Consider the following 14,256-nt stretch of genomic DNA (forward strand, 5'->3'; position numbering starts at 1 on the left):
GGGCCCAGCATGCTGTCACTGGACGGCGCCGCCCACACCCGCCACCGCGACCCGTTCGCCCGCCCGTTCCGGCCCGCGCGCACCCGCGCCCGCTTCACCGCGTTCGTCGAGGCCGAGACCGCCCGTCTGGTGGACGGGATGGCTCCGGCGGGACGGGCCGAACTGCGCGGCGACCTGGCGGGCCCGCTCGCCGTCGCGGTCGTCGCCGAGGCGCTGGGCCTGGACGGCGTGGACGCGGCGACCGTCCGTTCCTGGTACGGCGCGTTCGTCGACGCCGTGTCGGCCATCACCGCCGGGCAGGAGCCGCCCGGCCGCGCCCGCGACGCCCGCGACCGGCTCCGCGCCGCCGTGGAGGACGCGCTCGCCGCGAACGGCTCCCTGCTGGCCGAGGCGGCGCGGCACGAGGCGGGCCTGACCACCGCCGAGGTCGTCGCCAACGCGGCCGTGCTGATGTTCGGCGGCATCGACACCACCGAAGGCATGATCGTCAACGCCGTCCGGCACCTGCTCGGCGATCCCGGCGGGCTCGCCCTCGTCCGCGACGACCCCGGACTGCTGGAGGCGGCGATCGAGGAGTCGCTGCGGCTGGAGCCCTCCGCGTCGGTCGTCGACCGCTACGCCACCCGCGACGTCCGCCTGGCCGGGGCCGACGTGCGTCAGGGCGACCTGGTCCGGGTGTCGATCGCGGGCGCCAACCGCGACCCGTCCGTTTTCACCGACCCCGACCGGTTCGACGTACGGCGCGCCAACGTCTCCGACCACCTGGCGTTCGCGCACGGCCCGCACTTCTGCTTCGGCGCCACGCTCGCCCGCCTGGAGGCCCGCACGGCGCTCACCGCCCTGCTCGACCGCCTCCCCGGCCTGCGTCTCGACCCGGCCCGTTCCACGTCGCCGCAGGGCCTGGTGTTTCGCAAACCTCCGCACCTGCATGTCCTGTGGGACGTCTGAGCCGAGCGCCTTTACGTTGTAGATTTCTAAGCCGCGGACCGGCGGTCGAACGAGTGCGCGGCGCGACGCCGGCATCGGACGGCGAAACCGGAGGCGGCGCGGCGGCGCCGGAGAGAGGTCGTGCGGGATGTCCCGGGCGAAAGCATCACAACGTAAATGTGGGAGCATCTGCGCATGGTCGTGGAACGCCAGGTCGAGCTGGTCTTCGGGCGGGAGAGCCGGGAGGCCGAGACGCACACCAACCTGTCCGCCGTCCGCCAGGACGGCCGCTGCCTGTGGGTGGCCGGGGACGAGACCGCCACCGTCGAGCGGCTGACGGCGACGGTGTCCGGCGACGGGCGGGTGACCGGCTACGGCGACCAGCGCACCGTGCCCCTGGCCGACCTGGTCCCGCTGCCCGCGGGCCGCGACGAGGAAGCCGACATCGAGGGCCTGGCCCGCGCCGGCGGATGGCTGTGGGCGATCGGCTCGCACAGCCTCAAGCGCAAGAAGATCAAGGACGGGCAGCCCGCCGCCAAGGCCCGCAGGCGGCTGGCCACCGTCGTCCGCGAGGACAACCGCTTCATCCTGGCCCGCATCCCCCTGGTCGCCGGCGCCGACGGGCTGCCCGAGGTCGCCCGGCGCGACGGCGAGCGCACCGCCGCCGTCCTCGGCGGACACGGCGACTCCCTCACCGACCTGCTGGCCGGCGACCCGCACCTGGCGCCGTTCCTGCACCTTCCGGGCAAGGACAACGGCGTCGACATCGAGGGCATCGCCGCCCACCGCGACCGCCTGTACGTGGGGCTGCGCGGCCCGGTGCTGCGCGGCTGGGCCGTGGTCGTCGAGATCCGTCCCGAGACCCACCCCGACGACCCGCACCGGCTGCGTCCGCGCCCGATCGACGGCGACGAGCCGTACCGCACCCACTTCCTCGACCTGGACGGGCTCGGGGTGCGCGACATGTGCCCGCACGGCGACGACCTGCTCCTGCTCACCGGGCCGAGCATGGACCTGGACGGCCCGGTGCGCGTGGTGCGCTGGCCCGGCGCGGCCACGGCCGACTCCCCCGGCGTGGTCCCCGCGTCCGACCTGGAAGTGCTGGGCGAACTGCCGTACGGGCAGGGCGACGACCACGCCGAGGGCATCGCCGTCCTGGACGATTCCGACGCGTCCACGCTGCGGCTGCTCGTCGTCTACGACAGCCCGTCGCCGGGGCGCCTGACCGAGCGCGGCGGCGTTCTGGCCGACGTGGTCGCCTTCAAGCACTGACCCCGCCGGCCTCCGGGAGAACCCGTATTCCGCGAGCCCCCTTGACCGGGCACGCGCCCACCCTTATTTCGCCCATCCGTCGGTGGAATCACCCATGCGCTGAGTCACGGAACTCCACCACCTCCGGAGAGTCACGGATGACCTGTCCAGGGGGTCGAACCATTGTCACCTTGGCGATGTGCGCTGTTACTTCGCGTAGCTGATTCCGGGCGTTGCGCGCTGCTAGTTTTTCAGCCGGCTGCCCAGCCGCCGCCCCTCATCCAGGCGGGCGGCCTCGCGGCGCTCACGACGGGCCGGCCGGTCTGACTTTCGACTGGAACCTGCTCCGCGGGGGCGATCGACCGCGTCGGAGCCACCGACGCCTTTGATCACCCCGCGATGATGTGGCCGCCGCAGGCCGTGCCGGATACCGAGCCCTCCCCCGGCATCCGGCACGGCCGCCCCGGCACGCGCCCCGGGCCGGCCGGGGTTCGCCGCCGTGCCGCCCGGCAGGACGACGCCCTCCGCGCCCGTCGCCCCGTCGCCCGCCCGTCCGGTCGGCCGCGCATCGCCGGGCGGTGCCCGGACGCGGCACGCACCTCAGCCGCAACGGCCCCAGGAAGGGGCGAACCTGAGCCCCGGAGACGTCGTCCTACAGGCCAGGGAGGGGCGAAAGTGATCTTTCTTCCCTCGCTTGCGGGCTTTTCTGGACAGGCGACGACGGGATCTGGATACTCACAGCTATGGACGGTCAGCCCTCATATCCGGTGAGAGCGTCCGATATGGAGCGCGACCGGGTCCTGCGTGTGCTCAGCGATCGCGTGGCCGAGGGCCGGATGTCCCAGGAGACCTTCGAGCGCCGCGTCGACCAGGTGCTTCGGGCCCGCAGCCAGGCGGAACTGGCCGACATCGTGCACGATCTGCCCACCGGCAACCGGGTGGTGGACCGGCTGACCGGGCTGGTGTCCCATGTGTCGCAGGTGACCGCCCGGATCGAGGCGGCCTGGCGGACGCCCCGGCTGCCCCGGTTCGTCCTGCCGGGCAACGGGCTCACCCGCGTGCTCGTCGGCCGCGCCCCGGGATGCCAGTTCATCCTCACCGACCTGACCGTCTCCCGGTTCCACGCCGAGATCTACCGCGCCGACGACGGCTGGATGATCTCCGACCTGGGCTCGATGAACGGTACCCGGGTCAACGGCTGGCGGCTGACCGGTCCCGCGCGGCTGCGCCCCGGCGACGAGATCGGCTTCGGCAACGCCAGCTTCATCGCGACCGCCCCGTTCGGCTAGACGGGCGGCTGAAAGGCCGTCCTCGGCCGGGCGTCAGACCGTGCCGGCGCGGTAGACGACGAACGAGACGGCTATGTACTGCAGGACGTAGGCGGCCACGGTGAGTGCGTGGAAGACCTCGTGGAAGCCGAACCAGCGCGGGGAGGGGTCGGGGCGGCGCAGGCCGTAGACGAGGCCGCCGATGCTGTAGAGGACGCCGCCCAGGGCCACGAGTATCGCGACGATGACGCCCGTGCCGTCCAGGAACTGCGGGACGAAGAAGGCCGCCACCCACCCCAGGCCGATGTAGAGGGCGGTGTAGAGCCAGCGCGGAGCGCGGATCCACAGCACCCGGAACAGGACCCCGGCGGTGGCGCCCGCCCACACCACCGACAGCACGATCGCCCGTACCGCGCCCTCCAGGATCAGGTAGGCGAACGGCGTGTAGGTGCCGGCGATGATGAGGTAGATGTTGGCGTGGTCGAAGCGGCGCAGCCAGTCGCCGACGCGCTCGGACCAGCGGCCGCGGTGGTACGCCGCGGACACCCCGAACAGCAGCGCCGAGGTCAGCGCGTAGACCGCCGCGCACAGCCGCGCGCCCAGGGTGGGGCCGAGCGCGACCAGCACCAGCCCCGCCACCAACGCCAGAGGGAACGTCCCCGCGTGCAGCCAGCCGCGCAGTTTCGGCTTGACCGCCTGCGCGAGGTCCGCCGCCGCCTGCCTCACCGCGCACCTCCCTTTTGCCGCTCCGGGGCTCAGCGTAGCCCGGTCCCGGGTCCCTTGATCGTAGGAATGCCATGGTGATTCCCGGCACGTTTTCACGGGATGGTTACGCGGTGCACAAAGCCCCGTGCCTTGACAAAGTAAGGTGCGGTCCGGGGCCCGATAGGGTCGCCTTGTCCGGGGCACGAGGGACGAGAAGCGAGCGGGAGGGAGCACACCGTGCGGATCGGGTTCGCGGTGCCGGTGTCGGGAGGATGGGCGACGCCGCACAACCAGGTCGAGGTCGCCCGACGGGCCGAGGAGCTCGGCTACCACTCGGTCTGGACGCTGCAGCGGCTGCTGAATCCGGCGGATGCCACCGACCTCACCTACCGCAACGTGCCCGACCCGCTGCTGACGCTGGCGTACCTGGCGGGGCAGACCAGCCGCGTCCGCCTGGGCGTGGCCGTGGTCAACATGCCGTACTTCTCCCCCGCCCTGCTCGCCAAGCAGGCCGTCACGCTCGACCACCTGTCGGGCGGACGGCTCGACCTGGGGCTGGGCCTGGGGTGGATGCCCGAGGAGTTCGCCGCCGTGGGCGCGCCCATGGAACGGCGCGGGGCGCGCGCCGAGGAGTTCCTGGCCGCGCTGCGCACGCTGTGGGGTGACGAGGTCAGCCGGTTCGACGGCGAGTTCTACCGGTTCCCGCCCGTGCGGATGGAGCCCAAGCCGGTGCAGAGTCCCGAACCGCCGGTGCTGCTCGGCGGGACGTCCGAGCCCGCGCTGCGCCGCGCCGGACGGCTGGCCGCGGGGTGGGTCAGCTCCAGCCGCGCCGACCTGACCGCCATCGGACGGTCCATCGCGGTCGTGCGCGAGGCCGCCGAGAAGGCCGGGCGTGATCCGGACGCGCTGCGCATGGTGTGCCGGGGCGCCGTCCGGCTGCGCGAGCCGGGCCTGCCGGACCGCCGTCCGCTGACCGGTTCGCCGGAGGAGGTCCGCGCCGACATCGCCGAGCTGGCCGCGCGGGGCGTCACCGAGCTGTTCGTGGACCTGAACTTCGACCAGGCCCTGACCGGCCCGGACGCCGATCCCGCGCGGTCGATGTCCGTCGCCCGGGACGCGCTGGAGGCGTTCGCCCCCCGGGACTGAGCGCGACCCCGCCCGGATCGGCCGGGCCGGGCGTGGACTGGGCGTGGACTGGGCGGCCGCCGGTCGTTTCCGGGGGGAACACCGGCGGCCGCGAAAGACGAGGGCCGGGTGCCGTCACAGCTGCGGACGGCGGCCCTCCCAGGGGGTGCTGAGGACGACCGTGGTGCGGGTGGCCACGTTGGCCGCGGCACGGATCTTCTGGAGCAGTTCCTCCAGCTCGTTCGGCGATCCGACGCGGACCTTGAGGATGTAGCTCTCGTCGCCCGCGACCGAGTGACACGCCTCGATGGCCGACAGGTGGGTCAGCCGTTCGGGCGCGTCGTCGGGTGCCGACGGGTCGATCGGTTTGATCGACACGAACGCGGTCATCGGCAGCCCGATCCGCTCGTGGTCGAGCACCGCGGTGAAGCCTTTGATCACACCGCGCTTCTGCAGCCGGCGCACCCGCTGGTGCACCGCCGACACCGACAGGCCGGTCTCCTTGGCCAGGTCGGTGAAGCTCATCCGGCCGTCGTCGGCCAGCAACCCCATGATCTGACGATCGATCTCCTCCACCCCGAAAATCTAGCGTGTCGGCGCGACACGCCGCAGAATCTCCGGCGAGCGGACCGCACCGGAATCTGCCCGGAACCCCTTGCGGCAGGGCGGTTCAGCGCCCCGTCGCGCGGGACGAGGCGGTCCGCGGGGAGCGGGGCGGGCCGCAGCTGCCCCGGATCACCAGTTCGGTCGGCAGCAGGACGGGGCCCGCCGCGCGCCGGGGACGGTCGCGCAGCAGCATCTCGCACGCGCGGTAGCCCATGTCGTAGGCCGGACGCGCCACCACGGTCAGCGGCGGATCGCACAGCTCCGCCCACGGCACGTCGTCCACCATCGCGATCGACACGTCGGCGGGGACGCGCAGGTCCAGCTCGCGGGCCACCAGCACCGCCGCCTCGCCGAGCAGGTGCCCGGCGGCCAGCACGGCGGTGACGTCGGTGCGCCGCTGCAGCAGCCCGGCCGCGGCGGCGTAGGCGGAGTCGCGGGCGGGCCGCGCGGACACGATCAGCCCCTCGTCGGGGGTGACGCCCAGTTCGGCCAGGGTGTCGCGGAACGCGCGCTCGCGTACGCCGGCGGCGGCGCCGGGCGCGGCCGCGCCGAGGAAGGCGATGCGCCGGTGCCCGAGCCCCACCAGGTACTCCACCAGCGCCCGCACGCCGGAACGGTCGTCGGCCAGGACGGCGGGGATCTCGTGCAGGCCGGGCAGCGCCCGGTCGGCGAACACCACGCGGGCGCCCGAGCGCACCGCGGCCCGCCAGCCCTCACCGGACCCGGTCGCGGCGGGCAGGGCGATGACGCCGTCCAGCCGCTGCTCGACCAGCCGGTCGACGATCTCGGCCTCGCGGGCGGGGTCGCCGTGCGCGGCGTCCAGCACCAGGTGCTCGCCGAGGGAGCGGGCGCAGGCCAGCACGCCGTCGACCAGCCCGGCGCAGAACGGGTCGGTGACGTCGGGCACCACCAGCCCGATGCCGCCGCTGCGCCGCAGCCGCAGCCCGCGCCCGAGGGCGCTCGGCCGGTAGTCCAGCTCGCGGGCGGCGGCCAGCACCCGTTCGCGGGTGCGGTCGCTGACCGCCCCGGTGCCGGAGAACACCCGCGAGACGGTGGCGATGCCGACGCCGGCCGCGGCCGCCACGTCCTTGATGGTCGCTGATCCGCGCTCGGTGGTCACCGTCCGATTTTTCCACGACGACCCTTGCCTTGGAAACGTTTCCATGAGTTTTAATCCTCCCCATAGAAATAAGCCCTTATCGCCAGCGTGGGCTGGAAACGTTTCCATCGGAGGGATGAGATGGCCAAGATCGTGCTGGAACGGGTCGACAAGGTGTACGCCGGCGGCGTCAAGGCCGTGGACGGGCTGAACCTGGAGATCCGCGACGGCGAGTTCATGGTGCTGGTCGGCCCGTCGGGCTGCGGCAAGTCCACCGCGCTGCGGATGATCGCCGGGCTGGAGGAGATCAGCGGGGGCAAGATCTCCATCGGCGACCAGGTGGTCAACGACCTGGCGCCCAAGGACCGCGACATCGCGATGGTGTTCCAGAACTACGCGCTGTACCCGCACATGACCGTCGCGCAGAACCTGGAGTTCGGCCTGAAGCTGCGCGGCGTGAGCAAGGAGGAGCGGCGGCAGAAGGTGCAGGAGGCCGCCAAGATGCTCGGCCTCGAGCAGTACCTGTCGCGCAAGCCCGCGGCGCTGTCCGGCGGTCAGCGGCAGCGCGTCGCGATGGGCCGCGCCATCGTCCGCGAGCCGCAGGCGTTCCTGATGGACGAGCCGCTGTCCAACCTGGACGCCAAGCTGCGCGTGTCGATGCGCGCGTCGCTGAGCCAGCTGCACGAGCGGCTCGGCGTCACCACCGTGTACGTCACCCACGACCAGATCGAGGCCATGACGCTCGGCGACCGGGTGTGCGTGCTGCGGGAGGGCAAGCTGCAGCAGGTCGACACGCCGCAGCGGCTGTTCGACAGCCCGGTCAACCTGTTCGTCGCCGGGTTCATCGGCTCGCCCGCCATGAACTTCGTGTCCGCCGAGCTGTCGCGCGGCGACGGCGGCGCGCAGGTGGCGTTCGCCGGGTACACCCTGCCGGTGCCCGACGAGGTGCTGACCGGCAAGCCCGGACTGGACGGCTACCTCGGCAAGAAGGTGATCCTGGGCGTCCGGCCGTCGGACTTCGAGGACGCCGCGCACGCCAAGCCCGACTGGGCGCCGCTCAGCGTGACCAGCACCGTCACCGAGGAGCTGGGCAGCGAGATCAACGTGATCTTCACGATCGACGCGCCGCCGGTGGAGCACAAGGACACCGCCGACCTGGCCGAGGACGCCGCCGAGGGCGACGGCGACGGCGCCATCCCGCTCACCGACAACAAGGCACTGTGGACCGCCCGCGTCAACGCCCGCTCGCACGTGCGCCCCGGCCAGGCGGTCGAGCTGGCCGTCGACACCCGCCGCCTGCACTTCTTCGACCCGGCCAGCGGCCTGGCGATCGGCCACCCGGACGCCTCCGGCGCGGCCGCCGACGACGTGCCGGCGGAGAAGTAGCTGCCCGCCTGAGCCGCGCCGGCGGCCCCGGCGCAGCTCACGGCAAGACTCACGGCAAGGCCCCCGGGACTCCGCGTCCCAGGGGCCTTCCCCCATGGTTCCCGGGGCGTCCCGGGCTTCGTCCACAGGTTTTCCACAGACTGTGGGTTGTGTGACTCTCCGTAATCGTCAGGCCGTCGGCCGGACGCCTGCCGGCCGTCTCCCGTTCATCCTCCCGGGCCCCTCACCGGACCCGTCCGGGCCGCGCGCGTCACTTGACCGAGCCCGCGAGGACGCCCTGCACGAAGTAGCGCTGGAAGGCGAAGAAGACGGCCAGCGGGATGATCAGCGACAGGAACGCGCCCGGCGCCAGGATGTCGATGTTGCCGGTGAACTGCCGCATCTGCGACTGCAGCCACTTGGTCATGGGCTGCGAGTCGGTGTCGGCGAACACCAGCGCGACCAGCAGGTCGTTCCACACCCACAGGAATTGGAAGATGCCCAGGGACGCGATGGCGGGGCCGCCCAGCGGGAACACCACCCGCCGGAAGATCGTCCACTCCGTCCCGCCGTCCATCCGCGCCGCCTCCAGCAGGTCGCGCGGGATCGCGGCGAAGAAGTTGCGCAGCAGGAAGATCGCGAACGGCAGGCCGAACGCCACGTGGAACAGCACCACGCCGGTGATCGAGCCGAACATGTGGAACCCGCCGAACTCGATCTTGCCGTACAACTTGGCCACCGGGATCAGCGCCACCTGGATCGGCACCACCAGCAACGCCACCACCAGCAGGAACAGCCAGTCGCGGCCGGGGAACTCCAGCCAGGCGAAGGCGTAGGCGGCCAGCGCCGCGATGACCACCACCAGCAGCGTGGCGGGCACCGTGATCAGCACCGTGTTCCAGAACGAGTCGACGAAGTCGGGCTTGTCGAGCAGCGCCGAGTACGACTCGACGGTCAGCTGGGACGGCTCGGTGAACACCTGCCACCAGCCGCCGGCGGTGTTGTCCTCGTTGGACCGCAGCGACGCCACCAGCAGCCCGAACGTCGGCACCAGCCAGAACAGCGCCACCACGGCCAGCACGGCCTGCACCGCTCCCCCGCCGACCCGGGACACCAGCCGGGACGCCACACTCCGGCGCGGCGCGCCCGCCGCGCCGCCTCCTCCGGCCGGGACGCCCGCCGCGCCGCCGGCGGTGACCGTGCCCGGCCCGGGCCGCTCCGCTGGGCTCGCCGTGCTCATCTGCGCTCCTGCCGTAGCCGCCGGATGTTGAACAGCATGGCGGGCATGACCAGCAGGAACAGCAGCACCGCGATGGCGCTGCCCGCCCCCTGGTCGTTGCCGCCGCCGAAGGACTCGGTCCACATCCGCAACGCCAGCACGCTGGCGTTGGGATCGCCGCCGCCGATGATGAAGACCAGGTCGAACACCTTCAGCACGTTGATCACCAGCGTGACCAGCACGACCACCAGCACGGGCGCCAGCAGCGGGATCGTCACGCGGCGGAACACCTGCCATTCGGTGGCGCCGTCCACCCGCGCCGCCTCCAGCGCGTCGCGCGGGATGGCGGCCAGCCCGGCGGCGATCAGCACCATCGCGAAGCCGGCCCACACCCACAGGTACGACCCGATGATCGCGGGTGTGATCAGCGTGCTGCCCAGCCACTCGGCGCCGCGGTAGGACGCGGTGAAGGTGTCCTTGGGCACCCGCACCGTGAACGTCCCGGACGGCAGGTCCTTGATCGTGAACGTGCCGTCGGCGCCGGTGGTGGCCTTGCCGACGACCTTGCCGTCCCGGACCGCCTCCACCGTGACGCCGGGCAGGCCGGACTCGCCGGAGTCGGGTGCGCCGGGCGTGCCGCCGCCTCCGCGGGTGAAGTCGAACCAGACCGTGCCGGTGAGCTCACCGGCACGGGCGGCGGGCGGGCGCGCGGCGGGCCGCACGTCCTTCGGCAGGTCCTCGGCCTTGACGCGCAGCAGCGGCACAAGCGCGCTCTGCCCGGCGGCGACCGGCTGCGCGCTCACCACGGCCCCGCCCTCGGCCCGCACGGGCGAGCCGTTCGTGGTGCGGGGCGCGGCGCCCGGATAGGTGACCTGGTCGCGGAAGGCGTCGTGCAGGGCGACCATCGCGGCGTTGGCCACGCCCTTGTCGGGGTCCTGCTCGTACACCAGCCGGAAGATCACGCCGGAGGCGAGGAACGAGATCGCCATCGGCATGAACACCACCATCTTGAACACGGTGGCCCAGCGGACCCGCTCGGTGAGCACGGCGAACAGCAGGCCGACGATCGTCACCAGCGTCGGCGCCACCACGACCCAGATCGCGGTGTTGCGGACGGCGACCAGGTTGTCGTGCCCCTGGAACACTCCGACGTAGTTGTCCAGCCCGGCGAAGTCGCCGGAGGCGTCGAAGAAGCTGCGCACGACCGAGTAGACGATCGGGTACACCACCAGGAAGCCGAGCAGCAGCAACGCCGGCAGCAGGAACACCAGCGCCAGCCAGGACGGCGGGGCGATGCCCTCGCCCCGCCCTCGGGGTTGCCTCATCGACGAACGTCCCAGCCCTCAGCCCTTGTACGCCTTGGCGGCCTCGGACTCCAGCCGTTCCTGGGTGCCCTTGACGTCGGACGGCTTCTGCACGAACGTGCGCAGCGCCTCCCACATGCCCTCGCCGGGGGTGGCGCCGAACGCGGCGGGCGTCAGGTCCGACAGGTCGTAGCGGGCGGCGTCCCCGGCCTGCTGCAGCTGCTGGATGAGCTGCTTGGCGACCGGGTCGGAGTAGGCGTCGGGCGCGACGTTCTTGTTCGGCGACAGGTAGCCGCCGAGCTTGGCCCAGGTGCGGCCGGAGTCGGGCGAGGCCAGGAACTTCATCAGCTCCATCGCGCCCTTGGAGTCCTTGAGCGCCACCGCGATGTCGCCGCCGAGCATGGCCGGGGCGGTGTCACCGGCCTTGGGGAAGGCGAACACCTTCGCGTCGGTGCCGACCTTGGACTTGGTGGTGGCGATGTTGGCCGCGGCGAAGTCGCCGCCGTAGACCATGGCGGCCTTCTCCTGGCCGAACACCTGGGTGACCGACTCGTCGAACTTGGTCTTGGTGGCCTGCGCGACGCCGCCGGAGATCAGATCGGGCTTGCCCCAGATCTCGGCGAGCGTCTGCAGGGCCTTGCCGACGGACGGATCGGTCCACTTGATCTTGTGCTCGGCCAGCTTGTCGTACATCTCCGGGCCGGCCTGCGACAGGTAGACGTTCTCGAACCAGTCGGTCAGCGTCCAGGAGTCCTGCGGACCGGCGGCCAGCGCCAGCGGGGTGGTGCCCGCGTCCTGCAGGGTGCCGGCGGCCTTCACCAGGTCGGCCCAGGTCGCCGGGGGCTGCACGCCCGCGTCGGAGAACACCTGCGGCCGGTACCACATGATCGACTTGTAGGCGGCCTTGACCAGCACGCCGTAGGTCTTGCCGTCGGCGGAGGCCAGGTTCTTCCAGTACGGGGAGAAGTTCTGGTCGACCTGCGCGACCGCGTCCTGCGTCAGCGGCTTGAGCGCGCCGTCGGCCGCGTACTGCTTGAGCAGGCCGGGCTGCGGCAGGATCGCCACGTCCGGCGGGTTCTTGGCCTGGATCCGCGGCCCGAGGTAGGCGTCGGTGTTCTCACCGGTGGAGGCGTAGGAGACCGTGGCGCCGGTCTGCTTCTCGAACGCCTTGAGCACCTCGCGGAAGTTCTTCTCCTCCTGCCCGGTCCACTTGGCCGCCACCTCGATCTTGACGCCCTTGAGCGCGCCGCCGCCGGCGGGGGTCTCCTCGCCGTCGCCGCCGTCGTCGCCGCCGCAGCCGGCGGCCGCGACCAGCAGCCCCGCCGCCAGGACGGCGCCCGTCACACGCCTGCTGACCCTCATCCCTGTCATCCCTCCTGGTCGCCGGACGCGGCCTGCGCACCCCACAGCGCCGCGCCGGTGTCGATGTCGAAGAAGTGCAGCCGCCCCGTGTCGACGTGGACGACCACGGGGTCGCCGACCTTGACACGGGTGCGGGGGCTGAACCGCGCCACGAGGTCGGTGCGCGGGGCCTCCAGGGCGCCCAGCACGTCGGTGCCCGCGTCGCGGGCCAGTTCCTTGGTGTCCTCGGTGACGACCTGCGCGGCCTCGACCGAGAAGTGCACCAGCACGTCCGAGCCCATCGCCTCCACCAGGTCGGCGGTGGAGCGCAGCGTGCCGCCGCCCCCTTCACCGGCCCCGGATCCGGCCAGCTCGGCGTCCTCCATGTCCTCGGGACGGATCCCGACGACGACGTCGCGGCCGAGGTAGGAGCGCAGCGCGGGCCGCTCGTCCAGCACCCGGCCCGGCAGCGTCAGCGTCTGCCCGCCGACCTCCAGGCGCAGCTCGCCGTCGCCGCCCTGCCCGTCGCCCTCGAGCCTGGCCTGCAGCAGGTTCATGGCCGGGGAACCGATGAACCCGGCGACGAACAGGTTGGCGGGCCGGTCGTACAGCTCCTGCGGCGGCGCGACCTGCTGCAGCTCGCCCTTCTTCATGACCGCCACACGGTCGCCGAGCGTCATCGCCTCGGTCTGGTCGTGCGTGACGTAGATCGTGGTGACGCCGAGGTCGCGCTGGATGCGGGCGATCTCGGCGCGCATCTGGACGCGCAGCTTGGCGTCCAGGTTGGACAGCGGCTCGTCCATCAGGAACGCCTGCGGCTCGCGGACGATCGCGCGGCCCATCGCGACCCGCTGCCGCTGGCCGCCCGACAGGTTGCGGGGCTTGCGGTCCAGGTGGTCGGTGAGGCCGAGGATCCGCGCGGCGTGGTCGACCTTGTCGCGGATCTCCTGCTTGGGCAGCTTGCGCAGGGACAGCCCGAAGCCGATGTTGTCGCGCACCGACAGGTGCGGGTAGAGGGCGTAGCTCTGGAACACCATCGCCACGTCGCGGTCGCGGGCGGGGACCCGGTTGACGACGCGGTCGCCGATGACGACGCGTCCCTCGGAGATGTCCTCCAGCCCGGCCACCATGCGCAGCGCGGTGGTCTTGCCGCATCCCGACGGGCCGACCAGCACCAGGAACTCCCCGTCGGCGATGGAGAGGTTCAGATCTCGCACGGCGCGGGTGCCGTCGGGATAGACCTTGCCCACGCCTTCCAGGACGACCTCTGCCACGACGTCTCCTCTTCTACCGCCCCTTGGGCGGACGCCCCTCCCGCCGCCGGGGACCGGACCCGGCCGAGCACGCGTTCCGCCGGCGCGTCACCTGACGGTCACGCACCCGTAATCCCGGCGGAACGGTGCCCCAAGGTCGTACCGCCATCGGCACCACCCGGGCAACACGGAAAGCACGTCGTGACAAAGATCGTTATGCGGTCGAATTCAAATGTTGTCCGCCGTAACGCATCACACGGTGAGGTTCCAGGCGTTGGCCCTGACCGGCCACCGTTCGACCGCGCGACGGCCGGCCGGGGCGGCCGGACGGCCCCGTGGGACCGTCCGGCGGCGGGTCATGGATCGCCGAGCCGGCGGGCCGCCCGGTGCCCCCGGACGGCGCCGACGAGGGTGAGCAGGATCATCACGGCGACTCCGCCGAGCACGTAGAGGTCGGTGTGGGAATCGGCCAGCGGTGCCGCGACACCACCGCCGATCAGGACGACGATTCCCGCGCCCACCATCCAGGGGGCGGCGGCGCGATTGGCGGCCCGGAAGGCGCGATCGCTTTCCATGCTGGCCTTCGTGCGGACGCCGACGAATCCGTTGCGCGGCAGCCTTTCCAGCCAGCCCAGCACGCCCACGCACACGACCAGTGCGCCCACCAGCGCCGCCACCAGCCCCGACATCACCGAGTCGCTCATTCACCACTCCTTCGTTCCGACATGGCCGCGGCCGTCGGGACCGCGGCGACCGCCCACCGGGCTCGTTCGTCGCGGAGAAGCGGTGCTCC

13 protein-coding genes are annotated in these 14,256 nt (G+C 72.3%); 5 read left to right on the plus strand and 8 right to left on the minus strand.

Features of this window, described 5'->3' with window-relative positions; genetic code table 11:
* The 3 genes from ABD811_RS13840 to ABD811_RS13850 all read left to right on the plus strand — a co-directional run.
* The coding region (locus tag ABD811_RS13840) for a cytochrome P450 (protein WP_344946340.1) at nt 1-948 on the plus strand (948 nt) is incomplete at its 5' end.
* A 156-nt stretch (nt 949-1,104) separates the two neighbouring features.
* Nucleotides 1,105-2,199, plus strand: coding sequence for a DUF3616 domain-containing protein (locus ABD811_RS13845; protein ID WP_344946343.1), 1,095 nt, complete (start codon nt 1,105-1,107; stop codon nt 2,197-2,199).
* A gap of 722 nt (nt 2,200-2,921) precedes the next feature.
* Nucleotides 2,922-3,467: an FHA domain-containing protein gene (locus ABD811_RS13850; protein WP_344946346.1), complete on the plus strand. Its 546-nt coding sequence runs from the start codon at nt 2,922-2,924 to the stop codon at nt 3,465-3,467.
* 33 nt (nt 3,468-3,500) lie between these two features.
* Here the strand turns inward: ABD811_RS13850 and trhA are convergent, their stop codons facing one another.
* Nucleotides 3,501-4,172 (minus strand): PAQR family membrane homeostasis protein TrhA, encoded by a 672-nt coding sequence (gene trhA / locus ABD811_RS13855; protein ID WP_344946349.1) that lies wholly within the window; start codon nt 4,170-4,172, stop codon nt 3,501-3,503.
* Between the two features lie 216 nt (nt 4,173-4,388).
* On the opposite strand from trhA, the gene ABD811_RS13860 reads away from it, so the two are divergent.
* Nucleotides 4,389-5,297, plus strand: a complete 909-nt coding sequence (locus ABD811_RS13860) for a TIGR03619 family F420-dependent LLM class oxidoreductase (RefSeq protein ID WP_344946352.1) — start codon at nt 4,389-4,391, stop codon at nt 5,295-5,297.
* Between the two features lie 114 nt (nt 5,298-5,411).
* On the opposite strand, the gene ABD811_RS13865 is transcribed toward ABD811_RS13860, so the two are convergent.
* Together ABD811_RS13865 and ABD811_RS13870 are read right to left on the minus strand one after the other, a co-directional pair.
* Entirely contained in the window at nt 5,412-5,852 is a 441-nt protein-coding gene (locus ABD811_RS13865) for an Lrp/AsnC family transcriptional regulator (protein ID WP_344946355.1), read from the minus strand.
* Between the two features lie 94 nt (nt 5,853-5,946).
* A complete protein-coding gene (locus ABD811_RS13870) occupies nt 5,947-7,002 on the minus strand; it encodes a LacI family DNA-binding transcriptional regulator (RefSeq protein WP_344946358.1) in 1,056 nt (351 codons plus the stop codon).
* A 120-nt stretch (nt 7,003-7,122) separates the two neighbouring features.
* On the opposite strand from ABD811_RS13870, the gene ABD811_RS13875 reads away from it, so the two are divergent.
* Complete coding sequence (locus tag ABD811_RS13875; protein WP_344946361.1) at nt 7,123-8,367, plus strand: ABC transporter ATP-binding protein; 1,245 nt, start codon at nt 7,123-7,125, stop codon at nt 8,365-8,367.
* Nucleotides 8,368-8,617: 250 nt separating this feature from the next.
* On the opposite strand, the gene ABD811_RS13880 is transcribed toward ABD811_RS13875, so the two are convergent.
* From ABD811_RS13880 to ABD811_RS13900, 5 genes are all read right to left on the minus strand, one after another.
* Nucleotides 8,618-9,586 (minus strand): carbohydrate ABC transporter permease, encoded by a 969-nt coding sequence (locus tag ABD811_RS13880; RefSeq protein WP_344946364.1) that lies wholly within the window; start codon nt 9,584-9,586, stop codon nt 8,618-8,620.
* Nucleotides 9,583-10,890 carry an ABC transporter permease gene (locus ABD811_RS13885; protein ID WP_344946367.1) on the minus strand — a complete coding sequence of 436 codons (1,308 nt, stop codon included), beginning with the start codon at nt 10,888-10,890 and terminating at the stop codon, nt 9,583-9,585. The genes ABD811_RS13880 and ABD811_RS13885 overlap by 4 nt, the downstream gene beginning before the upstream one ends.
* An 18-nt stretch (nt 10,891-10,908) precedes the next feature.
* The gene (locus ABD811_RS13890) at nt 10,909-12,231 is read right to left on the minus strand and encodes an ABC transporter substrate-binding protein (RefSeq protein ID WP_344946370.1); all 1,323 of its coding nucleotides are present in this window, start codon (nt 12,229-12,231) and stop codon (nt 10,909-10,911) included.
* Between the two features lie 5 nt (nt 12,232-12,236).
* Complete coding sequence (locus ABD811_RS13895; RefSeq protein ID WP_344946373.1) at nt 12,237-13,484, minus strand: ABC transporter ATP-binding protein; 1,248 nt, start codon at nt 13,482-13,484, stop codon at nt 12,237-12,239.
* Between the two features lie 335 nt (nt 13,485-13,819).
* Nucleotides 13,820-14,167, minus strand: a complete 348-nt coding sequence (locus ABD811_RS13900; protein ID WP_344946376.1) for an SdpI family protein — start codon at nt 14,165-14,167, stop codon at nt 13,820-13,822.
* Between the last annotated feature and the right edge of the window lie 89 nt (nt 14,168-14,256).

This window comes from Actinomadura miaoliensis (assembly GCF_039536785.1).
Taxonomy (GTDB): domain Bacteria; phylum Actinomycetota; class Actinomycetes; order Streptosporangiales; family Streptosporangiaceae; genus Spirillospora; species Spirillospora miaoliensis.

Coding starts and splice junctions, on each gene's coding strand:
- ABD811_RS13900 (WP_344946376.1), bottom strand. CDS start 14,167: ATGAGCGACTCGGTGATGTCGGGGCTGGTGGCGGCGCTGGTGGGCGCA.
- ABD811_RS13890 (WP_344946370.1), bottom strand. CDS start 12,231: ATGAGGGTCAGCAGGCGTGTGACGGGCGCCGTCCTGGCGGCGGGGCTG.
- ABD811_RS13875 (WP_344946361.1), top strand. CDS start 7,123: ATGGCCAAGATCGTGCTGGAACGGGTCGACAAGGTGTACGCCGGCGGC.
- ABD811_RS13845 (WP_344946343.1), top strand. CDS start 1,105: ATGTGGGAGCATCTGCGCATGGTCGTGGAACGCCAGGTCGAGCTGGTC.
- ABD811_RS13850 (WP_344946346.1), top strand. CDS start 2,922: ATGGACGGTCAGCCCTCATATCCGGTGAGAGCGTCCGATATGGAGCGC.
- ABD811_RS13880 (WP_344946364.1), bottom strand. CDS start 9,586: ATGAGCACGGCGAGCCCAGCGGAGCGGCCCGGGCCGGGCACGGTCACC.
- ABD811_RS13885 (WP_344946367.1), bottom strand. CDS start 10,890: ATGAGGCAACCCCGAGGGCGGGGCGAGGGCATCGCCCCGCCGTCCTGG.